General features: G+C 48.8%; 17 protein-coding genes. 11 read left to right on the top strand and 6 right to left on the bottom strand.

All coding sequences use genetic code 11. The features are described from left to right. Nucleotides 1-12: 12 nt before the first annotated feature. From GQE98_RS12815 to GQE98_RS12800, 4 genes are all read left to right on the top strand, one after another. Nucleotides 13-1,386 (top strand): TRAP transporter large permease, encoded by a 1,374-nt coding sequence (locus GQE98_RS12815; protein WP_161316301.1) that lies wholly within the window; start codon nt 13-15, stop codon nt 1,384-1,386. 25 nt (nt 1,387-1,411) lie between these two features. Next, a complete protein-coding gene (locus GQE98_RS12810) occupies nt 1,412-2,176 on the top strand; it encodes an HAD family hydrolase (protein WP_202526265.1) in 765 nt (254 codons plus the stop codon). A 26-nt stretch (nt 2,177-2,202) separates the two neighbouring features. Continuing rightward, a complete protein-coding gene (locus tag GQE98_RS12805) occupies nt 2,203-3,216 on the top strand; it encodes a CobW family GTP-binding protein (protein WP_161316012.1) in 1,014 nt (337 codons plus the stop codon). A gap of 144 nt (nt 3,217-3,360) precedes the next feature. Continuing rightward, nucleotides 3,361-5,049, top strand: a complete 1,689-nt coding sequence (locus tag GQE98_RS12800; protein ID WP_161316011.1) for an amidohydrolase — start codon at nt 3,361-3,363, stop codon at nt 5,047-5,049. 420 nt (nt 5,050-5,469) lie between these two features. Here GQE98_RS12800 and GQE98_RS12795 read toward each other — a convergent pair whose 3' ends face one another. Further along, on the bottom strand, nt 5,470-6,114 hold the full coding sequence (locus GQE98_RS12795; RefSeq protein ID WP_161316010.1) for an NADPH-dependent FMN reductase: 645 nt from the start codon (nt 6,112-6,114) through the stop codon (nt 5,470-5,472). Nucleotides 6,115-6,433: 319 nt separating this feature from the next. Here GQE98_RS12795 and GQE98_RS12790 point away from each other — a divergent pair, with 319 nt between their 5' ends. Next, nucleotides 6,434-7,780 carry an adenylate/guanylate cyclase domain-containing protein gene (locus tag GQE98_RS12790; protein ID WP_202526264.1) on the top strand — a complete coding sequence of 449 codons (1,347 nt, stop codon included), beginning with the start codon at nt 6,434-6,436 and terminating at the stop codon, nt 7,778-7,780. 331 nt (nt 7,781-8,111) lie between these two features. Here GQE98_RS12790 and GQE98_RS12785 read toward each other — a convergent pair whose 3' ends face one another. Next, a complete protein-coding gene (locus tag GQE98_RS12785; protein WP_161316009.1) occupies nt 8,112-9,368 on the bottom strand; it encodes an adenylate/guanylate cyclase domain-containing protein in 1,257 nt (418 codons plus the stop codon). A 118-nt stretch (nt 9,369-9,486) separates the two neighbouring features. Between GQE98_RS12785 and GQE98_RS12780 the strand changes: the two genes are divergently transcribed. Continuing rightward, a complete protein-coding gene (locus tag GQE98_RS12780) occupies nt 9,487-11,229 on the top strand; it encodes an adenylate/guanylate cyclase domain-containing protein (protein WP_161316008.1) in 1,743 nt (580 codons plus the stop codon). A 257-nt stretch (nt 11,230-11,486) separates the two neighbouring features. On the opposite strand, the gene GQE98_RS12775 is transcribed toward GQE98_RS12780, so the two are convergent. The 4 genes from GQE98_RS12775 to GQE98_RS12760 all read right to left on the bottom strand — a co-directional run bounded on the left by GQE98_RS12775 (nt 11,487) and on the right by GQE98_RS12760 (nt 14,486). Continuing rightward, complete coding sequence (locus tag GQE98_RS12775) at nt 11,487-11,810, bottom strand: hypothetical protein (RefSeq protein ID WP_161316007.1); 324 nt, start codon at nt 11,808-11,810, stop codon at nt 11,487-11,489. Between the two features lie 94 nt (nt 11,811-11,904). Continuing rightward, nucleotides 11,905-12,201, bottom strand: coding sequence for a tyrosine-type recombinase/integrase (locus GQE98_RS12770; RefSeq protein WP_161316006.1), 297 nt, complete (start codon nt 12,199-12,201; stop codon nt 11,905-11,907). A 193-nt stretch (nt 12,202-12,394) separates the two neighbouring features. Continuing rightward, the gene (locus GQE98_RS12765; protein WP_161316005.1) at nt 12,395-13,372 is read right to left on the bottom strand and encodes an asparaginase; all 978 of its coding nucleotides are present in this window, start codon (nt 13,370-13,372) and stop codon (nt 12,395-12,397) included. 85 nt (nt 13,373-13,457) lie between these two features. Then, on the bottom strand, nt 13,458-14,486 hold the full coding sequence (locus tag GQE98_RS12760; RefSeq protein ID WP_161316004.1) for a LacI family DNA-binding transcriptional regulator: 1,029 nt from the start codon (nt 14,484-14,486) through the stop codon (nt 13,458-13,460). A 380-nt stretch (nt 14,487-14,866) separates the two neighbouring features. Between GQE98_RS12760 and GQE98_RS12755 the strand changes: the two genes are divergently transcribed. From GQE98_RS12755 to GQE98_RS12735, 5 genes are read left to right on the top strand one after another with little or no spacing between them, the layout of a single operon-like run. Then, nucleotides 14,867-15,838, top strand: a complete 972-nt coding sequence (locus GQE98_RS12755) for a TRAP transporter substrate-binding protein DctP (RefSeq protein WP_161316003.1) — start codon at nt 14,867-14,869, stop codon at nt 15,836-15,838. After that, nucleotides 15,835-16,365 (top strand): TRAP transporter small permease, encoded by a 531-nt coding sequence (locus GQE98_RS12750; protein ID WP_161316002.1) that lies wholly within the window; start codon nt 15,835-15,837, stop codon nt 16,363-16,365. Before GQE98_RS12755 ends, GQE98_RS12750 begins: the two co-directional genes overlap by 4 nt. A 6-nt stretch (nt 16,366-16,371) precedes the next feature. Then, a complete protein-coding gene (locus GQE98_RS12745) occupies nt 16,372-17,676 on the top strand; it encodes a TRAP transporter large permease (protein ID WP_161316001.1) in 1,305 nt (434 codons plus the stop codon). Beyond that, nucleotides 17,669-18,073, top strand: coding sequence for a hypothetical protein (locus GQE98_RS12740; RefSeq protein ID WP_161316000.1), 405 nt, complete (start codon nt 17,669-17,671; stop codon nt 18,071-18,073). Before GQE98_RS12745 ends, GQE98_RS12740 begins: the two co-directional genes overlap by 8 nt. After that, a complete protein-coding gene (locus GQE98_RS12735) occupies nt 18,070-19,653 on the top strand; it encodes an AMP-binding protein (RefSeq protein WP_161315999.1) in 1,584 nt (527 codons plus the stop codon). Before GQE98_RS12740 ends, GQE98_RS12735 begins: the two co-directional genes overlap by 4 nt. The last annotated feature ends 46 nt before the right edge of the window (nt 19,654-19,699 follow it).

The following is a 19,699-nucleotide window of genomic DNA, read 5'->3' as shown; positions in this document are numbered from 1 at the left end:
GGCTTGGCTTTGATGCTTTTACTGTTACTTGTTCCTACGCTTTGCCTTCTTCTATTTATTGGCATTCCGGTTCCTTTTGCTTTGATGGGCTCCGCTTTGTTTATGAGCGGCATTGGTATAATTTCAGGTGATTTTCCGTCATTCTATCTTAGCTATATTCCCGATCGCCTTTTTGGGTTGATGACAAACGAAGTGCTGGTCGCAATCCCTTTGTTTATCTTTATGGGAATCCTGCTGGAGAAATCGCGACTTGCTGAGGAATTGCTGGAAGGTGTCGGTCAATTATTTGGTTCGATTGGCGGCGGGTTAGCGATTGGCGTTACCATAGTCGGAGCCTTGCTAGCTGCATCGACAGGTGTTGTTGGTGCTTCAGTTGTAGCAATGGGTTTGATGTCGCTACCAATAATGATTAAGAACGGTTACTCGAAAAGGTTTGCGACGGGGTCGATTTGTGCGGCGGGGACTTTAGGACAAATTATCCCGCCATCCATATTACTGGTTCTATTGGCAGACCAGATCACCAATGCTAACCGTATTGCTCAATCTTCACTCGGTAATATGGCACCTGACTCTGTGTCAGTATTAGATCTTTTCGCAGGGGCTCTTGTTCCTGGATTAGTGCTGGTATTTCTTTATTTGCTATATCAGTTGCTTTATGGATTTTTGTTCAAGAACCAAGCACCCCCGATAAAATCGACCGATCCAGACGCGTCCAGAGCAACAATTCTGGTGAAGGCGATCAAAAGTATGGTGCCGCCATTTCTTTTAATGATTGCGGTAATCGGTTCAATCCTGTTGGGTATCGCAACTCCAACCGAAGCCGCGGCTGTCGGTGCATTGGGGGCAGGAATCCTGGCGTTAATCTATGGGCGCCTTTCCCGTGAGATTATTCAAGAAACCGCCCTCGGTACGTTACGCCTTTCGGGGATGATCTTCATGATCCTGTTGGCCGCCACAGTATTCGCGATTGTCTTCAGAGGACTTGGCGGCGAAGAAGAGGTCCATCAGTTTCTGTCAGGAATGCCCGGAGGGGCAACGACAGCGCTCATTTCTGTGATGTTCATAGTATTCCTGTTAGGCTTTATTATAGATTTCATTGAAATCACTGTAATAGTGATTCCTTTGGTTGCTCCTCCACTTTTCATTTTGGGTGTGGACCCCGTTTGGTTCGCAATCCTACTGGCAATGAACTTGCAAACATCCTTTTTAACGCCGCCATTTGGATTTTCACTCTTTTATTTGCAGTCTGTAGTTCCAGAGGGAGTCACGCTCAAGGATATCTATATCGGCATAATTCCGTTCGTTTTAATCCAGATGTTTGTATTGGGTATGATTGCCTTCTATCCAGAGCTGGCGACCTGGCTTCCTGAGTATCTAAATCAATAGCTCAGTGTCTGATCAAAAAAGCGAGATGATGAAACGCGGCGCAATTACAAATATTGAGGCTATAGTTTTTGATTGGGGCGACACACTCGTTCGAGTGCCAGGAATCACAACGGATCCGCAGGCTCATTTCGCCAGTGTCAGGGAGTTCTTTGAAAAGGAATTTATTTCTAGCGCGCTAATGGGAACGTCAACTTGGGATTGGGACGTGTTTCAGGAGTGCTATCGCAACGCAGCACTTTCTCTGGTCCGTAAATCAGCTCAAACAGGGCTTGAATTTGACTTCGAGACGCGACTAGGCCTGACAATCGAAATGATGGATATTCAAACTAGGATTGATGGCGGCCAGCTCGGGCGCTTGGCCCAAAAACTATCAAAGACAATTACCGAACACTGTACTTTGGTGGAAGGGGCTCTGGATGTTGTGTGTGCGTTGAAGCCGTATTTCAAACTTGGCCTGCTGTCCAATTATCCAAGTTCGATGGTTGTACGGCAAACGCTCAAGCAATTTGTCGATCGTCGTTATTTCGATACCATGGTCATTTCTGCGGATATCGGCGTAGTCAAACCGTTCAAACAGTCCTTTAACACTGTGGTTAATCGGCTTGGTGTGAAACCCTGCAATATACTGTTTGTAGGCGATGACCTGACTAATGACATGTTGGGTGCAAAGAACATCGGCATGAAAACAGCCTGGCTTTATCAATCCGGACAATCAGAAGAGTATGAGTTCGTCGACATATACCTCGAGTCAATTTTGGATTTACCAAATAAATTGCGGAATAAAAGCTAAAGCCTAGGCTAAATTTTGGAGTGAATATGAAAATACAATGTACAATTCTTACCGGCTATTTAGGTAGCGGCAAGACCACATTCTTAAACTCAGTCCTGCGCAGTCCAGAGCTCCAAAATACCGCAATTTTGATAAATGAGTTCGGGGATGTGGGGATTGATCAAGATCTTGTTGCCATCGATGATGATGATATCCTGATATTGGAAGGCGGATGTATATGCTGTGAGTATCGCGGTAACTTAGCTGGTAAGATTAAGCAAATTACCGATAGCTATTCTCCTGAACGGATCATTATCGAAACGTCTGGCGTGGCAAATCCAATTCCGGTATTTGAGACATTCTCGACAATCCCTGGATTGAAGGACCATGTTCATTGTTCATGCGTGGTGACAGTTGTTGATTCTGTATTTGGTCTCAAGAACATTGATAGTTCGATTGAGGGAAAGCTGCAGATTGCCAGTGCGGATCATATTGTCATTTCAAAAACGGATATGCCCGAAGGGAAAGCAAACCTCCAAGAGCTATCAGAGCGGATCAGGACTTTGAACCAGTTTGCTAATTGTCATTTATTTGTAAATGATGAAGTGCCAGCCGCATTGATCCCAAGGCTTGTAAATCCGGATGGAACACATCTTCTGGACCATTCCTTGCCGCACATTGGTGATACCGCGCACACACATGAAATTACTTTTGAATCAACCGGTATTGAGTTTGACGGGTGCCTCTCTCTTTCCGTTGTGCAAGAATGGATTGACGATTTTCTGACTGCGTTTGCGCCCTACACATTGCGGCTAAAGGGACTGCTCAATTTGCAGGATAACAGTGATATGGCCGTGCTGCAGGTGGTTCGTGATATCGTGAGTCCAATAACATATGTAGAAGACGATCATGGCAATCGGAAAAACCGTATTGTTGTGATCACCTGCGATATACATCCCGATCTTGTCCGGGAAGAGCTGAATCGTTTGGCCGAAAGTATTCGTAACTCAAAATTTTCCGACAAAGATCCGATGCTGCATATATCCAGAACAATGTTCTGAATACTCTGTGGTGGGCGAGGTGCCCTGGTCTGTGTCGTTGGGACGTGAAATCAATGAAATCGTTCATATACAAAAAACAGTGATTTTGCTGAAGCATGGTGTGTGATTGCCGGGACATGTCTCGTCAATCTGGAAGGAAATGTGATGTCTAATAACAATGTGGAAATGACAGCCGATCTCGTGATCGTTGGCGGAAAAATCGCGACACTTGACCCGAACGATCGGATTGTTTCGGCAATTGCAGTTAAGGATGGTCGGATCACCAAGGTCGGATCGGACGTCGATGTGCGTGACTGTTGTGGCCCTGATACCCAAGTCATTGAGGCAAATGGACGGCTTGTCACACCCGGACTGATAGACGGGCATGCGCATATGGACCGCGAAGGCCTCAAAGAGCTATTGCCGTCATTATCGGGTTGCCGGTCAATTGATGATATCCTTCAGAAAATTGAGGCACTGGTTCAGGACACTGCGCCTGGAGAATGGGTCGTTACAATGCCCATAGGCGAGCCGCCATTCTATGAGGGGGTTCCTGAGATTCTGAAAGAAAACAAGTTTCCGTCCCGCCGCGATCTGGATAGAGTATCGCCCAACAATCCTGTCTACATTCGCCCAATTTGGGGGCATTGGAGAAACACGCTACCGTTGGTATCGGTTGCCAATACGAGAGCCTTGGAGGCCGCTGGCATTACGGCTCAAACGATGCCTCCGGCACCTTCAATTGTAATTGATAAGGAATCAGGCAGCGGCGAACCTTCCGGCATATTCTATGAATACACCTATAAGCCGCTTGTTGAAAAAACACTTATGTCTGTCATTCCGGCTTTCACTCTCGAAGATCGGATCGCCGGGTTGCGCCGATCAATGGAAGTGTACAATAGCACTGGAACAACAAGTGTATTCGAGGGGCATGGTGTGGCTGGTGAAGTGCTGGCGGCTTATCAGACCGTGTATGAACAAGGCCCGTTACCTGTGCGTTCTTCCTTGATGTTCAGCCCGGCTTGGCCAAATGCCAATGACAGTGACGTAAAAGACTTATTGGTTGATTGGGGGCGCTGGCTAAGCGGTCGGGGGCTGGGGGACGAAAACCTGCGGGTTGCCGGAATTTATACGGAATCCGATTATTCAGAGGAAAACCGGTTGCGTGCCACATGCGGGCCGTATACAGGCTGGGCGGGTTTCAATTTTGATAGTGCTTTACCTGAAGACATTATGGTTGAAATGATGACGGAAGCCGCAAAAGCCGGAATTCGCGTTGGATCATTCAGTCCAAACCTTCTTGACCTCTATGAGCGTGTGAACAAACGGGCTCCTATCGTGGATCAGCGTTGGATCATTGAACATATTGGCATTTATGATCGAGATGAAATCAAGCGGATCAGCGATTTGGGATTGGTTCTACAATCCTATACCAACAAATATATTTGGCAGGATGGAGAGCAGCTGAGGGCAGATTTAGGTGAAGAAGGAGCAAGCCGCGTCGTTCCGATGCGAGATTTGCTCGATGCTGGTGTTCATGTCTCGCTCGCTACCGATAATGTCCCTCCAACGATGCTGGCGCCAATATGGCATGTAGTATCCCGGATGACCGAAGGCGGGACTACTCCGCTTGGAGAGGACCAGAAAATATCCCGTCTTGAGGCACTTGCCTGTGCTAGTCGTGAAGGCGCCTGGTTGAGTTTTGAAGAAGATTTCAAAGGGACTCTTGAAGTAGGGAAAGCCGCTGATATGGTGATTTTCGAGGAAGACTTATTGACGATAGATGAGGATGACCTCCCGCATCAGACGGCCAGCATGACGATCGTCAACGGTGATGTTGTCTATTCAAAGTAATCGGTTAAATTCTGTTTGGTAATTGTAAAACGGCAATGCTGCGACCGTTGATTAAATGCCGGAGGTCAAAGAGAGGCAGCTTAGTTTCATCCCGAGATCACGCTAAGAGCTTGAAGCTGAACAATGGTGCCCAGGGGCGGATTCGAACCACCGACACGCGGATTTTCAGGCCGCGTGGGCTATAATTCTATGGACAGCTTTACTGCAATCTATGCTCTGTACAGAGCGCTACTAAATTCGAACTACGCTCTCTACACCGACTACTGAGGTAGTAAACTTTTGGGTTATCGGTTTTCTCAATTTTCCGATTAGATTTCGGTCGAAACGGCTTGTGCGCAAAAACAAGTTANTTCAGTCTCAACAGATTTAACCTAAGTAAATCATTCTAGAATGAAATCAGGGAACTCCATCTGCCCTTACTTAAGGAGCGTTTCTCTGAGATGGGTCTTTCTGGAAGGCTTCTGTCTTGTTGACATCTCCCCCAGAGCGCTGGTGACGCGCCGCTTCTCCCCACCATTCAAGCTGTGAAATCGCCCGACCGACATAGCCATCCCACCGTTCTCCCTCATTAATCCAGAGACCATTCTCGTCGAGAACCTCTTGAGCCTTGGGGATATGTACCATCGCTGAAACCGGCAGGCATCCAATTTCGGAGAGGAAGGTTCGCATATTAACCGCCGCGCGAGCACCGCCCCACTGGCCGGCGGAATAAGTGAAAATAGCTGAGACCTTCCATGCAAAAAGAGAAGCGCCGAAATGATTAAGTAAATGTGCTAACGCGGGTGACATAGAATGATTATATTCCGGGCTAACCATGACAAATGCGTCAGCAGCATCAATCAATTTAGCCAACTCTTCGAGGTCGCCTGGCGCTTTGCCTTTCGCATAGGAGAAATGCGGCTTGAACTCTCCGCCTGTGTCAAAATCCAGCGGATCTATGAGGTGAGGAGTATGACCGCGTTCGGTCAGAAGGCGGCAGCATGCTGCTGAAACGCGTGCGCCAAGACGTGCTGGCCTTGGTGGAATACTGTTCCGTACGGAACCGAGAAAAACAAGGATTTCCATTTTACCTATCTCAAGTGACTACCTTTTTAAACTTTGTCAGACATAGCGTACAGGTTAATAAGTTGCCTAGAAACTATTAACGATCCGCAATTTAACCAATTCCGCTACTCAGACCCATAAGCACTGACGGGCAACAGTGGTCTTAGAAATTCCTGTAGCTGATAAACGGGGAGAAGCCACCGTAGGACGCTTAAATCGAGGAAAGTGGAATGCTTGTCTTCATTTGAGGTTCCTCTATCATATCGGTAGTCTTTTTGAGAAAATGCGCAGGTCGCTGTGTAAGGCTCTGATATATAGGACTTGGGAAGTGAGGGCCGCTATGAAAACGCAGACAAGCGCAATAAAACCCGTGAATGTAACCGGCATATCGACTTCGATCACAGATAGAGACGCCATCTCGGATGAGATCCGTATTGTTCAATCAGTTCAGACCCAACGGGGGATGCCGGTCCTTATCATCGGTAATTTATTAGGCATATCCATCATCACCTATATGGATCCGCCAGCGATACTGGCTAGCTTTGCCATTTATCCTTTCTCTCTTATTGGGCTCATGTTGTTGCCGATGGTGCTAAGCTATTTCAAGCTTCGAAAGAGGGCGCGACCAATCCGTGTGAGCCATCGCCGCATTCGTATCATCTATCAACTATCGCTGGTTCTTGGTCTATTCTGGGCGGTAAGCATTGTTCTTGTGATACCTCATTTGAGCCAGGTCCATAATATTGCTGTTCTTATCTCGATGTTCTTTATGTGCTATGGTGCAGTTGCCCTGCGGCCAAGCATGCCCTTATCGTCCGCCCTTTATATTATCCCCTTTCTAACCGCTACAATAGTAAGCGCCTATGTCAATGACGTTTTAGAGCCAGGACTTCTGGCTTTCTATACATTCAACGGGCTGTTTGGTCTCGGGCAGTCGGCTTGGCAAAACTGGCAGGACACGAAAGAAGCCGTCCAATTAAACCTGGAGCGGATAGCCGTAGAAACCGAGCATGCCAGAGTGTTGGAAACGATTTCGAAAGGGCTCGGAAAATACATATCACCCCAACTCTATCAGGCCATATTTAGTGGTGAGCAACAGGCTGAAATTGCCTCAAAGCGGAAAAAGCTGACAGTCTTCTTTTCAGACATTGTAAATTTTACTGAAATTACGGATCAGCTAGAATCCGAGGAACTAACAGCATTGCTGAACGAGTACCTGACAGAAATGTCAAAAATTGCGCTGGATCATGGCGGTACCATTGATAAGTTCATTGGTGATGCCGTGGTCATTTATTTTGGAGATCCCATTAGCAACGGAGTGAAAGAAGACGCATCAGCATGTGTTCGTATGGCCATAGCCATGCAACAACGCCTGACTGATATTCAGCAAGATTGGCAAGGTCGTGGTATAATAGATCAACCTTTTCAAGTCCGTGTTGGTATCAACACCGGTTATTGTACAGTTGGAAATTTTGGCAGCGATGAACGAATGGACTATACGATAATTGGCAGTACAGTGAATTTGGCAGCTCGTCTGGAAAGCCGTGCAGATGCTGGCGGCATACTCCTCGGCAATGAAACCCATTCATTGGTTAAAGACTGGCTTCACGCAGAAGAGCAGGAGGCCATTTTCATGAAGGGGTTCCATAAACCCTTCAGGACATTCAAGGTTACAAACAGTGTCTAAGTCGGCATGAATGCCAATCGTACTTTAGATGTCAGATCGATGGCGTTACCATCACCGATTATGTCAGCCGCTATCCTATTGCCTGTGGAGGGCTGCATATCACAAAGGTATGTTATGCTTTTAAGGTATTTGAAGGGTATAACAAAAATCCTATATCATGCTGCTAATAACTGGTCCTGTTTTTGGTCGGATTAGCGTTTGCAGTGCTGTTGTTCATGTCGCAACTTCGTCAAAAGCGGATGGTTGTTACTAAACCTGCCCTTGGGTGATGGTCATCGGCCGCTGATTTGAAACTGCGAGGGGGCAGGCACGGAGCTCTTGGACTCAGTTACTATCTGCGGCCTTCAAGTAAATAGGTTGCTCTCACGCGATGTCCTTTTATTTTAATCTCGCCGCGCGGAGCTGTCTTATAGCACTCTGGCAGTTTTTCCCGGGTTTCCGTTGAAATCTGGATCTGGTCGGGAATTCCTTCCGATTCCATTCTGCTCGCAACATTGACCGTATTGCCCCAGAGGTCATAGGAGAATTTCTGTTTACCAATCACACCGGCGATGACTGCGCCAGAATGGACCCCAATCCTGAGTTTCAAATCGACATTGTTTTCACGGCGAAACTCACCAAAGGCTTGTTGCATTCCCAATGCCAGATCGGCAATTTTCTCAGCGTGATCCGCGAGGCTGCTACTCAAGCCCGTCGCCACCATATAGGCATCGCCGATGGTCTTGATTTTTTCAGCGCCGTGCTGCTTTGTCAGCTTGTCAAAACGCGAAAAAAGATCATTAAGCAAATTGACGAGTTCGCTAGCAGACATTTTGCGCGACAGGTCCGTAAAACCAGCGAGGTCAGCGAACAGGACCGAGACATTGTCATGGCTATCGGCCAGAGGTTCTTCCTGTGCCTTGAGCCGCGTGGCGATTTCCGCGGGAAGGATATTGAGCAGAAGTGACTCTGCCCGCGAAAATTCCATCTGCATCGCTTTTTCCGCGCGGATCACGGCAATATCGAAGGAGACCAGGATGCTTATAATAAGCGTTGCCATGACCAGAATATTTGACGTCAGAAAGAACGCATAAATTTCGTTTGAAACCGGAATCAACGGCTCATTAAAGACGGCATAAACAGCAATCGATGCCATTAACAGGGAAAGGACGATTCCTGCGCCAATTCTGATTGGCCTGCTGATAAACGGTACCAGCAAGGTAATAGAAACTACGATTAAAATATGCAGCCAGTATCCGGCGAACAAACCGAGATATACCGTCGCCAAAGCGGCATGAACCGGAACTTCAATTAAAGTCAGGTAAGCCCTTTTCATATTTCCTTTGTTATGCTGCCACATCCCAAAAGCGAATACAGTAACGCTCAGTATGTTGAACGCTGCCAAAACTTTCAGGTCCAGGTGATTAAACAGTATAAAAAATCCGATATGAGCAAGAAAGCCAATCGGATATATAAGCTGGCCGATAACATAAAACCGCGCATAGTCCGGTGGGAAATCAGCGGGAGCGGCCGGGAGCGCGGCCAAAATACGTGCTCCCAGGTTCTCTATTGGTGCGGCGGTCGTCATGGCGTGATCCTTCAGTGTCATCTAATTTACTTATATATCATCAACGATGACAACAGTCATGGTCTCACTAATGGACATTCTTTGCATCTATCATTCCTCCCCAAATCAGATACTATGCCTGAAACGGGAGATTTCATTTTTGCAGCGTCGACTTACCGCCATATTGATCGCTGATGTGGTCGATTATTCTCGTCTTATGGGTGAGGACGAGATCCGCACGCTTGCCGCGTTGGCGGAACTGCGCCAGAAATTATTTGAACCGGTTGTCGTTGCGCGTGGTGGTAAGATTATCAAGCGCATGGGCGACGGCTGGATCGTCGAATTTCCGAATATTTCCGATGCGACCGCCTGCGCTATTGAGGTTCAGGAAGGGCTTTTGGATCATGCGGTCATTCATCTCCGCATCGGCGTTCATATTGGCGACGTAACGTTTCAGGACGATGATGTCTATGGCGACGGGATAAATGTCGCCGCCCGCCTAGAAGCCCTGGCCGAACCTGGACAGGTGTTGATATCCGATACCGCCCACCAGAGTCTGGATGGCAAGGCCGCTCTTAATTTTGGTGGTGGGGATCAACATGCGCTAAAGAATATCGCGCGACCAGTCACTGTCTGGCATTGGCCCGCCAAGGGGAAAGCGGATATCAAGATTGTCACGGACGTATCAAGCCCGGTTTCAGGGTTCGATGGCCGCCCGGCAATTGCTGTCTTGCCCTTTGATAACATGTCCAACGATCCGGATCAGGAGTATTTTGCCGACGGGATCGCCGAAGATATCCTGACCCGGCTGGCGATGTGGCGCTGGATGCCGGTAATCGCCCGAAATTCCAGTTTTAGCTTTAAAGGGCAGAAGGCTGATATTCAAGAAGTTGGAAAAAAGCTTGGCGCCCGGTACGTGCTGGAAGGCAGCGTCCGCAAGGGAGGAACCAAGGTCCGCATTACCGGGCAGCTTATCGATGCGGAAACCAGCCACCATCTCTGGGCAAATCGTTATGATGGGCAGATAGGCGATATCTTTGATCTGCAGGATCAAATCACGGAGGAAATCGTCGCGGCACTTGAACCGATTGTCGGTCAGGCGGAAGCGAACCGTGCACATCGGCTGACAGTGGACAACCTGGGGGCTTGGGACAAGACACAACGGGCATTGTGGCACTTCAACAAATTCACCAAGAAGGACATTGAGGCCACGCTTGGAATGCTGCAGCCCGTCATTGAAGAAAGTCCTGACTTTGCCCAGGCGCAGGCGCTCGCATCCTTTGCAAACATGTGCCTGGCGCTATTTTCATGGACTGACAATCCGCAGAAGGCTTTGCAAGACGGCACCGCACAGGCCATGTCTGCCATTACCAGTGATCCAATGCATCCCATGGGAAATGCGCTGTCCGGTTTCATGTATGCTTATCAGCGCAAATATGCAGCGGCAATAAACGGCTGTCAGCGGGCCATTGAACTAAACCCGAGTTTTGCCATGGCCTATCATGCTTTGGGGGCAGTTAATATGTTCATGGGTCAGCAAGCTGAGGCAATTACGGCGATTAATAAAGCCGTTCGTTTAAGCCCGTTCGACAGTTTGATGCCGATGTGGTTGGGAACACTCTCGGCAAGCTTTTATCTTTCGGAAAAATATGAGGAAGCACTGGAGTTTGCGGAACAGGCGATCCGGATTGCGCCGCATTATCCGCTGGCACTCAGGGGGCGCCCGAATGCGCTGGCGCAACTGGGCCGTTTGGACGAGGCCCGTGCCGCCTTAAAAGACTTTCTCGCGGTATCGCCGAACTATACTGTATCCAGCGGTAGAGCGGGCATTCCCTTTCGAGACGAGCATGTATTCCGGCATTATATGGAAGGCCTCATCAAAGCCGGGCTACCAGAAGAATAAAGCTCACTGTACTGGCGTGTGTCATCAGCGGGCCAATCAAACGTCCAAGCAGGTCTTTTGTTTTCAAAGGAACAGCCCGGCTTTGAATTAGCCAGTCGACAGACTGAGTATCTTGTCTGCCTTGGAAGTATACCGAAGATCTGAAGAAATGGTGCCCAGGGGCGGATTCGAACCACCGACACGCGGATTTTCAGTCCGCGTGGATTTGATCAAAGTTTCATAGTAAAAGCGAGAAATCAGCGACATTCTTTAAACCGTTAATCAATGAAAGCTGACAACTCGGTTCGAACCGTATTGCAAAAAGATGCTTTTCCAGAAGCGGTGTTTGTTAGTCTCGAAATTCGATCCATGTTCTCTAACATATCGACATAGTATCGACCGCCTTCCGCCATTTTCTTCACATCGCCCAAGGCGGCGTCTCCTGCAATTTTCACTATCTGCATATTGACATTGAAGCCACACAAGCTTTTTGACGCTAATACTGCAGAAAGATTCTCTATAGTTCGAGATACGGTATCCGCTTGAACTGGAAACGCCACCGCGCAAATTATAACCACATTTATAGCCAGAGCACTTTTCATTTTGATACCACTAAATTTATTATAAAGGAATGTTGATGCTACTTATTGGATAGTATTGTGGTATTGTCAAACATACATTCCAAAGCCCACAAATTCAGGCAGCTAACAGATCACTTTCCATCTTTGCCATCTGCGCAACATCTTCTTCTGGGTTATGAAACAGATGTCCATAAACATCAAAGGTCATGTTGATTGACGAATGACCGAGCAGCACCTGGATCTTCTTGGGTGTCCAACCCTGTTCAATGAACAAGGACGCAGCGGCATGACGTAGCGAGTGAAACCCGAACTTTGGTTGGCCCTCACTGTCAACAATTTCGCAGTCGATCATCCCACGAGGCTGGGCGGTCGAGAGAATGGAGCACAAGCTTGTGAGTATCTTCTTCGTCATTGCACGAGAGTTCTCTTCAAGAATTTCATCGATGAAATGCTTGAACGTCAGAGGCGGTAAAATCCTTGCGCACCAGACCTCATGGCTAATTTTGCCAGGATCATATTTTTCTATAAGACTATTGCTGTTTATTGGTTAAAATTATCCAAAGTGTTCAAGCTCGATTTGTTCAGTGTCGCGGTGAAGCACTTTGTCAGCCACCTAAATATGAAATTTCATCGCGCAACTGCTTATCACTCAGGTTCATCCCTAGCAAGACCGACAAAAGCACACGTGCTTTTTGGCCACTCAGGTCGCCCGCGAACACAATTCCACCTTCTGCGAGAGTCTTGCCCCCGCCGTTACCGTAAACTGGTTTGACACGACCGCGCGGACAACGGCTGGTCATGATTATGTAAATGCCTTTTTGGATCAATTCAATTGCAGTTTGAGTAACTACCGGAGGGGCATTGCCGCGCCCAAACCCCTCCAATACTATCGCTCTTACGCCGCTCTCGAATGCGAATTTCAAATAGCGTTCATTCGATCCCATTGCAAGTTTGATCAATTCGATTTCCGTCTCAATATGAGCGACATCATAGCTGCGTTGAAGTATGGGCGTTCGATGAACAACGACGCGGTCGCCGTCAACATCACCCAATGCACCGTGCTCACCCGACAAGAAAGTGTCGGTACGAGAGGTATGGGTTTTGCTCACGTCACGTGCTGCATGAAATTCATGGTTAAAGCAAATCATACTGCCCATGCCGTGAACTAAGTCGGATGCGGCTACTCGAATGGCATCCAGTATATTTTGCGGTCCATCTGCGTTAGGATCATCGGCAGTGTGTTGCGCGCCAGTAAAAACTATGGGTTTGTCAGATCTGACAACGAGATCAGCCATAAAGGCGCTCTCTTCCATAGTATCCGTGCCATGCGTTATGACTACTCCATCGAAACCTTCTTTTAGTCGGGAAGAAATATGTTGAGCCAGGGAGAAGCTGAGCGATAAGTCCATTGCATAGCTACCCATCTTGCAGAATTCGTCGATGGTAACATCGATGCCATCAGGCAGGTTTTGAAGACTTGCATGTAAATCAAATCCGGAAATACTTGCCGTGACGTGTCCGCTGCTCGGTTCGTGCATTGAAGCAATGGTACCACCTGTAGTAATCACACAAATTTTCTGCAATTAAACACCTCGTTGATATTGCCTATTGAAAGCATTCAGTGCTCTTCCGATAATGTTGACAACTGAGCATCCGATATGAAGCGACTCATGTGGGTTTACCAGGACGGCCACGGGACGAGTCGCGGACAACCAAGTAGGGCGTAAGCCGTCGGGATGTAACGGGTTCTCCATTCATCTGAGAAATAATCATCTCGACAGCAGTCCGCCCCATTATGTCAATAGGAACTCGTACACTGGAAAGTGGGACAAGAAGATCATCAGCGATACTGATGTCGTTGTAACCAACGACAGCAATATCTTTTCCAACTTCAAGTCCCTCATCACGGATTACACCCATTGCGCCGATGGCAGAATAGTCGTTCACAGCGAAAATGGCTGTTGGTCGAGGTCGCAAACGCAGCAGTTCTTTGGCGGCCTCGCGACCGGCGGCAGCGTCAAAGCCAGCGTTTATGACCATTTCAGAAGGAAGATTTACTCCCTCTTTTGAAAGTGCTGCCAAGAAGCCCTTCGCCCGCATAACGCCAGAACTAGAGTAGTTGAGGCCATTAATGATGGCCATACGTTCATGGCCGAGATCAAGGAAATGCTGCGCGACTATCGCGCCGCCCAATTCGTCATCCCATGTTACTGACGGATGCTCGCCGGAAGAGCGGTTGAACAGGACGAATCGCACTTCCCGCTCTGCAAGCTCATCGAGAAATGGCGCATGGAGATGGGCATCGCCTATCAGAAGACCATCCAGCTTTCGGTCGATATAGTGTTCGATCCTGCTTCGCTGTTGATTGGGATCATCTTGGGATGAGCCTGCTATGGCAAGGTAGCCGCGTGCTTGAGCATGCTGCTCGATAGCCTCGTAAACGCTGGCCATGACTATGTCTGTCAGACGGGTTACAACAATGCCAAGAGCATTGGTGCGACGACTACGAAGGCTTGCTGCCCATAAGTCGCGACGATAGCCTAGTTTATCGGCTAGATGCCTTATTCGCCTCGCTGTCTCGCTATCTGAATCCGTTGAGGGTTGGCGAAGGACGCGCGATACAGTAGAGATATTTACACCAGCTAAGTCGGCGATCATACGCATTGTCGGTCTAGCGCTTGTTTTGTCTTCTGACATTTAAATTCCCACATCTTCCCTCACTTTTCCGGAGGGCAATTTCCACTAAGTGCGCGTCGATCATAGAGCACGTCGAACTTCTGTAATCTAGATAACATAGGTCTCCACTTCTGATATAGGCGCTTGACTCCAATAAACTAGACGCTATTATAAAAAAATGCAAACGGTTGCGCAATCGTTTGTTTGTTAAGCCGATTTAGCTACATCTATCAATGCGATGGCTAAAGAACAGGAGTGATATCAAGGGCTAGCATTGGGCTAATATGGCGGTTGGTTTTGTTTTGTGTGTACCCGTCGTCAGGGGGGCTGACCATATCAAAATTCTTTCCCAGGTTAGAACACTGGAGTAAGTGGCAACTATTTATCAGGAGGAGGTAGACGTGAATCTTTTAACAAAAATAGCGATGACAATAGGAATAGTCCTAGCAGTTGTCTCAACGGCGCAGGCAGAAAAATGGAACATGGCCACATACTATGGTGACAACTTCCAAACCCAAAACGTCATTAAGTTCCTAGAGGACGTCGAAAATGCGACCGGTAAGAATCTTGAAATCACGTTGCATAGCAACGCCACGCTCTTTAAGGCCAACGAGATCAAGCGTGCCGTTCAAACCGGCAATGTTCAGTTAGGGGAGATCCTGATTAACGGCTATGGTAATGAGAACCCGATCCTTGAGGTTGATGCGATCCCATTCCTTGCTAATGATTATGATGCGGCAAAGAAGCTATACAAATTGCAGAAACCGCTGATTGATGAGTTTTTCGAGACCCAAGGGTTGCGTCTCCTATATGCGGTGCCGTGGCCAGCGCAGGGATTTCTTTCGAAAGTGCCTCTCAACAGCGTAGCGGACATGAAAGGCTCCAAATTCCGGACCGCTGGTCCCCTCTTAGCGCGTTTCGGTGAATTAATGGGTGCTGTGCCTATCAACATGCCATTCGGGGATGTGCCGCAAGGGTTTGAGACCGGTGGAGTGGATACCTTCATGACTTCGGCTGCGAGCTCTGTTGAAATCCAAGCTTGGGATTTCGTCAACTACTTCACGACCGTTGGTGGGATGCTTCCCAAAGCCGGTGTCATCGTCAATGCAAAGGAATTTGACAGCCTGCCAGAAGACGTGCGAGCCGCAGTCCTCAAAGCGGCCGCAACAGCTGAAACACGCGGCTGGCAGATGAGCGCTAAGGTTATGGCTGAGACGACTGAAACGCTTCGATCTCATGGCGTAAAAATTGCAAAACCTACGCCAGAATTCATGAGTGAGCTGCGCAAAATTGGCGATCAGATGACTCAGGAATGGATCAAGAAAGCAGGGGCTCCAGGTAAGGAACTCATCGAGCGTTACGAGACAAAATGATGCGAAGTATGATGCAGGTCAAGCTGCTCGAAACAGTTTTCACTATTTCGGGAGTTGTTTCGGCGGCTTTGCTCGTAGGCATTGCAGTTCTTGTGGCGGCCCAAATTGTTGCACGGGCGCTTGGCATGATGGTGCCTTCGGCCGACGATCTAGCTTCATACTGCATGGCGGGCTCCGTGTTCATGGGGCTCGCCTATACTTACAGGTCAAACGGGCACATTAGCGTAGATATTGTTACCCGTCGCTTACCTTTCCTCCTACGGCGGAGGCTCGAAGTGATTGCGGGGTTGGTGATGCTTGCTCTTATAGGCCATCTCGTATGGTTTTCCACAAACCTTGTGATCGTTTCGTTCTCGATCGGCGATGTAAGTCCCGGCGTGCTTGCAATACCGCTCTGGATTCCGCAGTGCTCAATGGCTCTTGGAAGCGGTTGTCTATGGCTTGCCATCGCCGAACGTCTTTTCCGGCCTGTGCCTTCTGATACCGGCACAGATTCGTCTGTTCATGCCATGCCAAAAGGGGAGTAGCTGAGTATGGGTCTTCTATTGGCAAGTGGTGTCGCACTAATTCTCTTTGGCTTAATTGGTTCTGGGCTTTTGATTGCGCTGGCGCTTTACGCATCGGCGCTTTTTGCAATGGGATTCTTCACCCCGGTGCCCACCGGCTCAATCATGGCAGTAACGGTCTGGGGGTCGACCGCAAACTGGTCGTTGACGGCACTTCCGCTTTTTATTTGGATGGGGGAAATTCTGTTCCACACTCGGTTGAGCGAAAATATGTTTCGTGGACTCAGCCCTTGGATGATGGCGCTCCCTGGTCGCCTCGCGCACGTTAATATTGTGGGCTGCGGCATTTTCGCAGCCGCTTCAGGTTCGTCCTCTGCGACGGCTGCCACCATCGGCAGGATCACAGTGCCGGAACTGCGACGGCGTGGCTATGGCGATGCGTTGACTATCGGTAGTCTCTGCGGAGCGGGTACGCTCGGCCTCCTGATACCCCCCTCGATCATGCTAATAGTCTATGGAATTGCGGCACAAGTCTCAATAGTGCGGCTATTCATGGCGGGCATCGTTCCCGGCATCATACTGATATTTGGGATGATGGCCGCGGTTGCACTCTGGTCGGTGGTGAGCCCCAACGCAGTTCCGCCGAGAGAGAAAACCGGCGACCTTCTCTGGAAAATCAGGGAAACTCGTCATCTTTTTCCGCTAGTAGTACTTATTCTTCTTGTAATAGGATCAATTTATACTGGCTTTGCAACCGCGTCTGAAGCTGCGGTGATCGGGGTAATTGGCTCGCTCCTGCTTTCGGCGTTTTCAGGTACGCTGACGTGGGAAGCATTCACAAGCAGCGCGCTAAGCGCTGTACGTACTACATGTATGATTGGGTTCATACTAGCCGCCGCTGCTTTTCTGTCCTCGGCGATGACGTTGACTGGTCTACCAAAAACCTTGGCTGCGACGATTACCGCCTATGGGTTCGGGCCCTACATGCTCATCTTGGTGCTTACCTTACTCTATATTGCGATGGGTTGCATTCTTGACGGTGTGTCGATGGTGGTGCTGACAACATCAATCGTTTTGCCGTTGGTCGAAGCAGCAGGTTTCAATCTTGTCTGGTTCGGAGTCTACATTATCATCGTTATCGAGATCGCCCAGATCACGCCGCCTGTCGGTCTCAACCTCTATGTATTGCAAGGTCTGACAGGGCGTAATATTGGCTTCATATCGAAGGCGACACTGCCCTTCCTTTTTGTAATGATTTTAATAGTGGCGTTGATAACTGTTGTGCCAGAGATCGTCACTTTCCTCCCTGAAAGGGTGTTCGGCAATGGCTGAACACCCAATATTGTCGTTGGGCGGCTTTGCGAAGCCGCAGTTTATTCGGCTTGGTGTCATTGCTGAAGCGATAGCCGATCTATGGCTGCGGATCGTAGTGGCCTGTCGAGAGACGCTCCGCAGTGCATTCCTTGCCGAGGTTGCCGCCCCATCATGCTCCATCCTGTCGGAGCGGTGGATGAGCTTGCCGGTAGGCAGAGCTGGTGCCAGTTGTTTTATGAGATACTCCGTGATTTTAAGCGACGCATCAACCTTCAGACCATGTTGTCGCTGGCTGTCAACTGCCTGGAAGCTTTGTTGCAGCAACACAAATAAAATCATCGAGGGTGCCTTTTTGCACAAAATCAAATCTGACAGCCGCGTGATTACTAGTGAATTGTTGGGAGAAGTGAGATGAAAATTAGAGAGGAAAATGCCGAGTTTGAGACAATACCGGCTTTGATTGACGATCGGGCAGCGCGCTGGGGTGATAAATTAGCGCTCACAATTGTAGACAAATCGTTGACTTATCGGGATATCGCCTTGCGCTCTGCCTCACTCGCAGCCGGCCTCACGGAGCAAGGCGTCGCCAAAGGTGACGTTGTTGCCACCTTCATGCACAACCACGAGGCACAAGTACTGATTTGGTTTGCTTGTTGCCGTATCGGCGCAATCGCAGCCCCCTTAAACGTCGGCCTTCAAGGAGATGATCTGCGGTATACGCTCAATGATGTCGGGGCCGAATTACTTATTGTTGATTCGGAATGCTGGGAGAAGTTGGAAGCGGCGGTTCCAGAAAACATTAGTCGTTCTGTCTTCAGCGTGGAACCGGTAGCTGACTGTGGCCATTTCAATGAACTTTTTTCGGCCAGCGCGCCCCCAAGCGTTGTTGTGCAGCCAGGAGATACCTGCTGTATCATCTATACAGGGGGAACGTCAGGAATGCCGAAGGGAGTGGCGCTTTCTCAATTCTACTATATTGTCAGCGCCTATCGGTGGGGCAGTGCAATCAAAGCTACTTCTAGTGATCACCATTATAGTGTTTTGCAGTGCTTTCATGTTGCCGCGCAGACTAACGCGATCGTAACGCCAATTCTGTATGGTTATGGCAGTACACTCGACCGCTGGTTCAGTTTGTCACGCTATTGGTCACGTGTGCGAGCATGTGATGCAAGTATAATCGATCCGATGGGATCGATGTTTACCCTTCTTGTGAAGCAACCGCCAAGTCCACAGGATAGGGCCCATCGGGTAAGGGTAACTTGGGGCGCGACAGCAATGCTGCCAAAACATGTAGAAGAAGATTTCGTTGAGCGGTTCGGCATATTCATTGTCCCCGTCTATGGGGGGACAGAGATCGGAGGCACTGCTGTTGTGCACACACCTCTGGGCGAAATTCACAGAAAGGGTACCAATGGTCATCCAAATGGATGGTGTGATTTGCGCATTGTAGATGCGAATGAGGAGCCCGTGCCTGTTGGTACCGTGGGGCTAATAACCGTGCGGCCTACTGTGCCGTATTCTATGCTAAACGGATATCATAACAATCCGCAGCGTACGCTAGACTGCCTTGTAAATATGTGGTGGCACACGGGTGATCTCGGTTCCGTCGATGAGGACGGCTGGCTCACCTTTGTCGGGCGGGAAGCGCATTGGCTTCGCCGACGTTCGGAAAATATTTCTGCATATGAAGTCGAGTCCATTCTAGCACGATATCCGGGTATCGCGGAGGTAGTCGTGGTTGGTGTTCCCTCAGAGTTGGGTGAAGATGAAGTCAAAGCATTCATTCGACCGGAGAATGGAGTTTCAATCGATCCCAGGGAGCTTACCAAGTGGGCGGAGGATCATATGGCGCGATTCAAAGTGCCGCGTTTTGTTGAGTTTGTTGAGAGGTTGCCGCAGTCGGCAGCGAAGCAAGAAATTGAGCGACACAAACTCAAACAACACGGTAATGAACGTGCATGGGATCGTGAAGCCGCTGATATGCAGAAAGCGTGATTGCAGGTTTAGAAAACAGGCAATCGCAAACTTAGGAGTTGATTTA

The sequence above is a fragment of the Sneathiella litorea genome, assembly GCF_009882915.1.
Classification (GTDB): domain Bacteria; phylum Pseudomonadota; class Alphaproteobacteria; order Sneathiellales; family Sneathiellaceae; genus Sneathiella; species Sneathiella litorea.
This window is presented reverse-complemented; position numbering and strand designations above follow the sequence as displayed.